Origin of the sequence: Pseudoroseomonas cervicalis ATCC 49957 (assembly GCF_000164635.1) — a bacterium.
GTDB classification, from domain to species: Bacteria; Pseudomonadota; Alphaproteobacteria; order Acetobacterales; family Acetobacteraceae; genus Pseudoroseomonas; species Pseudoroseomonas cervicalis.
Genome location: NZ_GG770777.1, coordinates 1,399,173 through 1,403,920 on the forward strand (window position 1 = coordinate 1,399,173; position 4,748 = coordinate 1,403,920).

7 protein-coding genes are annotated in these 4,748 nt (G+C 72.0%); 5 read left to right on the top strand and 2 right to left on the bottom strand.

Features of this window, described 5'->3' with window-relative positions:
• From HMPREF0731_RS06060 to HMPREF0731_RS06080, 5 genes are all read left to right on the top strand, one after another.
• The coding region (locus HMPREF0731_RS06060) for a methyltransferase domain-containing protein (protein ID WP_007003167.1) at nucleotides 1-588 on the top strand (588 nt) is incomplete at its 5' end.
• The gene (locus tag HMPREF0731_RS06065; RefSeq protein ID WP_007003168.1) at nucleotides 585-1,577 is read left to right on the top strand and encodes a glycosyltransferase family 2 protein; all 993 of its coding nucleotides are present in this window, start codon (nucleotides 585-587) and stop codon (nucleotides 1,575-1,577) included. The genes HMPREF0731_RS06060 and HMPREF0731_RS06065, both read left to right, overlap by 4 nt.
• Nucleotides 1,577-1,909 (top strand): DMT family transporter, encoded by a 333-nt coding sequence (locus HMPREF0731_RS06070; protein ID WP_007003169.1) that lies wholly within the window; start codon nucleotides 1,577-1,579, stop codon nucleotides 1,907-1,909. Before HMPREF0731_RS06065 ends, HMPREF0731_RS06070 begins: the two co-directional genes overlap by 1 nt.
• Before the next feature lie 95 nt (nucleotides 1,910-2,004).
• The gene (locus HMPREF0731_RS06075) at nucleotides 2,005-2,565 is read left to right on the top strand and encodes a sugar O-acetyltransferase (protein WP_007003170.1); all 561 of its coding nucleotides are present in this window, start codon (nucleotides 2,005-2,007) and stop codon (nucleotides 2,563-2,565) included.
• A gap of 69 nt (nucleotides 2,566-2,634) precedes the next feature.
• Nucleotides 2,635-3,339, top strand: a complete 705-nt coding sequence (locus HMPREF0731_RS06080) for a glutathione S-transferase N-terminal domain-containing protein (RefSeq protein WP_007003171.1) — start codon at nucleotides 2,635-2,637, stop codon at nucleotides 3,337-3,339.
• 39 nt (nucleotides 3,340-3,378) lie between these two features.
• Here HMPREF0731_RS06080 and HMPREF0731_RS06085 read toward each other — a convergent pair whose 3' ends face one another.
• The gene (locus HMPREF0731_RS06085; protein WP_051014664.1) at nucleotides 3,379-4,017 is read right to left on the bottom strand and encodes a GOLPH3/VPS74 family protein; all 639 of its coding nucleotides are present in this window, start codon (nucleotides 4,015-4,017) and stop codon (nucleotides 3,379-3,381) included.
• Between the two features lie 10 nt (nucleotides 4,018-4,027).
• A partial coding sequence (locus HMPREF0731_RS06090; RefSeq protein WP_007003172.1) for a gamma-glutamyltransferase occupies nucleotides 4,028-4,748 on the bottom strand: 721 nt, incomplete at its 5' end.

Genomic DNA, 4,748 nt, shown 5'->3' on the forward strand with positions numbered 1-4,748 from the left:
GCCCTGGCCGGGCTGGAATACAACCCCGCCGCCGCCGCCCGCGCCCGGGGAAAGTCGGGCGCCGCCATCGCCGCCGGCGACGCCGCCCGCCTGCCCTTCGCCGATGCCAGCTTCGCCGCGCTCGCCAGCATGGACGTGCTGTGCCACGCCGCGGTGGACGAGGCGGCCGCCCTCGCCGAGATGCGCCGCGTGCTGGCCCCCGGCGGGCTGCTGGTGCTGAACCTGCCGGCCTTTTCCTGGCTGGCCTCGGCGCATGACCGGCGGGTGCATAATGCGCGCCGCTACAGCGCGCCCCAGGCGGCCGCCCTGCTGCGGCAGGCCGGCTTCGAGGCGGTCGAGGCGCGCTACTGGAACGCGCTGCTGCTGCCGCTGATGGTGCTGCAGCGCAAGGTGCTGGCGCGCGGCGAGGATCATTCCAGCGACGTCGCCCCATTCCCGCCATGGCTGGATGCGACGCTCTACGCGGCGACCGGGGCCGAGGCCGCGCTCAGCCGGCTCGGCCTGCGCTATCCGGCCGGCGGCTCGGTGCTGCTGACGGCGCGCCGCCCCTCCACCCCCTCCTCCCGCCTGCAAGGCCGCGCCGCATGACCCTCGCCTCCCTGAGCCCCGCCCCGGCGCCCACCGACGCCACGCGCCCGCCGGGCCGCGTCGGCCTGTCCATCGTCGTGCCGGTCTATCGCGGCGCCGACACGGTGGGGATGCTGGTCGAGGCGCTGTCGGCGCTGCGGCCCGAGGGCGGCATCGAGATCGTGCTGGTCAATGACGGCAGCCCGGACAATTCCGGCGAGGTCTGCCGCCAGCTCGCCGCCACCGCCCGCGTGCCGCTGACCTTCGTCGAGCATGCGCGCAATTTCGGCGAGCACAACGCGGTCATGAGCGGGCTGCGCCATGCGCGCGGCGACTATGTCATCACCATGGATGACGACCTGCAGAACCCGCCCGAGGAGGTCATCAAGCTCTACGACCATGCCCGGCTCGGCGGCTGGGACGTGGTCTACACGCGTTACGCCAAGAAGGAGCATGAGGGCTGGCGCAATCTCGGCTCGCGCTTCGCCAACTGGGTGGCGGACCAGCTGATGGACAAGCCGAAGGGGCTCTACCTCTCCTCCTTCCGCTGCATGTCGGCGCTGGTGGTGCGGGAGGTGACGAAATACTCCGGCCCCTACCCCTATATCGACGGCATCATCCTGCAGGTGACGCAGCGCATCGACAGCATCGAGGTGATGCACCTGGCGCGCGCCCAGGGCCGCAGCAACTACACGCTGCGCCGGCTGATCCGGCTGTGGCTGAACCTCGCCACCAATTTCTCGCTGCTGCCGCTGCGGCTCGCCATGTTCGTGGGCCTCGGCATGGGGGTGCTCGGCATGGTGGGCGCCGTCTTCACCATCGTCGAGGCGCTGACCAAGGACACGCCCTCCGGCTGGGCCTCGGTGATGACGGTGGTGCTGCTGGTCGCCGCCGCGCAGTTCTTCGTCCTCGGCGTGATGGGCGAGTATCTCGGCCGCGCCTTCCTCTCGGCCAATGGCAAGCCGCAGGGCGTGGTGCGCGACGTGATCCGTGCCCGGGATGCCGCCTGATGCTGCACTGGCTGGTCCTTGCCGCCGCCATCACCACCTCGCTGGTCGGCCAGGTGCTGCTGAAGGCGGGCACGCTGGGCGAGGGCAGCTTCCTCACCCAGCTCTTCCGCTGGCAGACCATCATCGGCCTCGGCTGCTATGGCGGCGCGGCGATGCTCTACATCGTGGCGCTGCGGAAGATCCCGATGAGCGTGGCGCTGCCCTGCACCGCCGCATCTTACGTCATCATCGCGCTGATCGGCCATTTCATGTTCGGCGAGGCGCTGGGCCCGCAGAAGGTGGCGGCGATCGGGCTGATCTCGCTCGGCGTCGCGCTGCTCGCCACCGCCTGAGCTTCGCGCTCAATCCGCGGTGATCCGGCCGGGCGGCGGGCTGCCGGCGCCGGCGCCGCGGCCTAGGATCGGCGCCGGACAACAAGGAACGCCCCATGGATCCGCGCAGCCAGAAGCAGCGCATGCTCGCCGGCGACCTCTACATCGCCGAAGGCGAGGAGCTGGCCGAGGACAGCCGCCGCATCGCCGCCTGGATGGCCCGCTACAACGCGTCCATCGCCCTGCCGCCGGAGCAGCGCCACGCGCTGCTGGCCGAGGCCTTCGGCCGCGTCGGCCAGGGCGTGAACATCCGCCCGCCCTTCCATTGCGACTATGGCTACAATATCGAGATCGGCGACGGCGCCTTCATGAACTTCAACTGCATCGTGCTGGACGTGGTGCGGGTGCGCATCGGCGCGCGCACGCAGATCGGCCCGGCGGTGCAGATCCTGACCGCCGACCATCCGCGCGACCCGGCGCTGCGCGCCAAGGGTCTGGAATATGGCCGCCCGGTGACGATCGGCGCCAATGTCTGGATCGGCGCCGGCGCCATCATCCTGCCCGGCGTCACCATCGGCGATGACGCGCTGATCGGCGCGGGCAGCGTCGTCACCCGCGACGTGCCGGCGGGCGCCACGGCGCTGGGCAACCCGGCGCGGCTGCGCCCGGCGGGTTGAAGGAGCGCGGGGGAGACGCCACCCTCTCCCCCGACGACATCCGCCCCGCCCGGGGCCAAGGAGGGCCGCATGGCCGATCTCTCGCATTTCCCGATCACCGCGCGCTGGCCGGCGCGGCACCCGGACCGCATCCAGCTCTATTCGCTGCCCACCCCGAACGGGGTGAAGGTGTCGATCGCGCTGGAGGAGCTGGGCCTGCCCTATGAGCCGCACACCATCGATATCGGCCGCAACGAGACCTGGACGCCAGAATTCCTGTCGCTGAACCCGAACGGCAAGATCCCGGCGATCATCGATCCGGACGGGCCGGGCGGCAAGCCGCTCGGACTGTTCGAATCCGGCGCCATCCTGCTCTACCTGGCGGAGAAGACGGGCAGGCTGCTGCCGGCCGATCCGGCGCTGCGGATCGAGACCATCCAGTGGGTGTTCTTCCAGATGGCGGCGGTCGGCCCGATGTTCGGCCAGCTCGGCTATTTCCACAAATTCGCCGGGCGCGAGATCGAGGACAAGCGGCCGCTGCGCCGTTATGTCGATGAATCCAAGCGCCTGCTCGGCGTGCTGGAGACGCGGCTGGCAGGGCGCGCCTGGATCATGGGCGACGACTACAGCATCGCCGACATTTCGCTGCTCGGCTGGGTGCGCAACATCAACGGCTTCTACGAGGCCGGCGAGCTGGTCGAGTTCGGCAAGCTGAAGGAAGTGCCGCGCTGGCTGGAGGCGGGGCTGGCCCGCCCGGCGGTGCAGCGCGGCCTGACCATCCCGGCCCGGCCGTAACAGGCAAAGGAAGGGCGCACCGGACCGGGCGCCCTCCCCTCAATGCAGGCCACGCGCGGCGTAGAGGTCGCGCGTGGCGGCCGACAGCGCGCGCGCCATCTCCTCCAGCGCCGCGATCTGCTCGACCCGGCCCGCGGCGCGCGCCGCCTCCGCCTCCGACAGCAGCAGCGGCACCAGGCCGGCGATGCGGCACAGCCCGACCAGCATGGCATCCCGCGCATCCGGGATGACATCCTGCAGCAGCACATGGCGCAGCCGCTCGCGCACCGCCTCGGTGGTGCCGCCATCCTCCTTGGGGTAGCGGTGGTCCGGCAGCACCCAGAGCACCCGCCCCTTCTCCCGCCGCAGCACGCCGCGCTGCACCAGCCGCTCCAGCCAGGCGGGGCGCAGCTTCGGCACCTCGCGCATCAGGCTCTCGATCCACCAGCGGCTGGGGCGCTCGGGGGCCGTGGCGCCGATGCGCGCCAGCAGCGGGTCCAGCACCGCATCGCCGAGCGGCGCCGCCGCCACGCGGTAGAGCCGGTCCGGATCGGTGTCGATGCGCCCGGCCAGCGACAGCTCCATCAGCATGGCGCCGGCGAGCGCCAGCTCCGCCGCCGGGCCGGGCAGGCCGACCGGCCGCCCCGTCGCATCGTCCAAAGTGAGGAGCAGGATCTCCTCCGGCATGGTCAGCGGCATCGGCGGGACCTCAATGCGCGGCGAGCGCCGCGGACCAGGGGCTCATCACGTCGCTGATGCCGGCGAAGCCCTCCGCCTCGCGCCGCACCAGGTTGGGGCAGGCGAAGTTCACCGGCAGCACCGAATGCTCGACCACGGAGAGCCCGCCCTGCGCGTCCAGCGCCGCCAGCACATCGGGCGGCAGGCGCCGGTCGGCGCTGGCGCCATCGGGGCCGGAGACGTCGATGCGCGGGTGATGCGCCGCCGCCTCCGGCGACAGGCCGAAATCCAGGGCGAAGGCCAGCATCTGGTAGACCGAGGCCAGGATGCGCCGCCCGCCCGAGGCGCCCAGCGCCATCACCGGCCCCGACCCGTCCGAGACGGTGACCGGGCACATGTTGCAGAGCGGCCGCGCGCCGGGGCGGATGGCATTGGCGCTGCCCGGGCGCGGGTCGAACCACATCATGCCGTTGTTCATCAGCACGCCGCTGCCCGGCAGCACCACCCGGCTGCCCATGGAGGAAAGCAGCGTCGTCGTCATCGCCACCATCATGCCGTCGCCATCCACCACCGTCAGATGCGTGGTGCAGGTCTCCGACGGCTCGGGCGGGGTGGCTTCGGCGGAAGCGGCGCCGAGGCCCTCCAGCCGCTCCGCATAGGCCTGGCGCATGGCGCGGGCCAGCGCGCCGAACCACACCGCGTCCGGCGCCTCGCCCGGCTCCAGCGGCGCCATCGCCTCGACCAGCCGGGCG

What these genes read in the sequence shown, in the direction of transcription:
- HMPREF0731_RS06065 (WP_007003168.1), top strand. Translation starts at nt 585, where the DNA reads ATGACCCTCGCCTCCCTGAGCCCCGCCCCGGCGCCCACCGACGCCACG.
- HMPREF0731_RS06070 (WP_007003169.1), top strand. Translation starts at nt 1,577, where the DNA reads ATGCTGCACTGGCTGGTCCTTGCCGCCGCCATCACCACCTCGCTGGTC.
- HMPREF0731_RS06075 (WP_007003170.1), top strand. Translation starts at nt 2,005, where the DNA reads ATGGATCCGCGCAGCCAGAAGCAGCGCATGCTCGCCGGCGACCTCTAC.
- HMPREF0731_RS06080 (WP_007003171.1), top strand. Translation starts at nt 2,635, where the DNA reads ATGGCCGATCTCTCGCATTTCCCGATCACCGCGCGCTGGCCGGCGCGG.
- HMPREF0731_RS06085 (WP_051014664.1), bottom strand. Translation starts at nt 4,017, where the DNA reads ATGCCGCTGACCATGCCGGAGGAGATCCTGCTCCTCACTTTGGACGAT.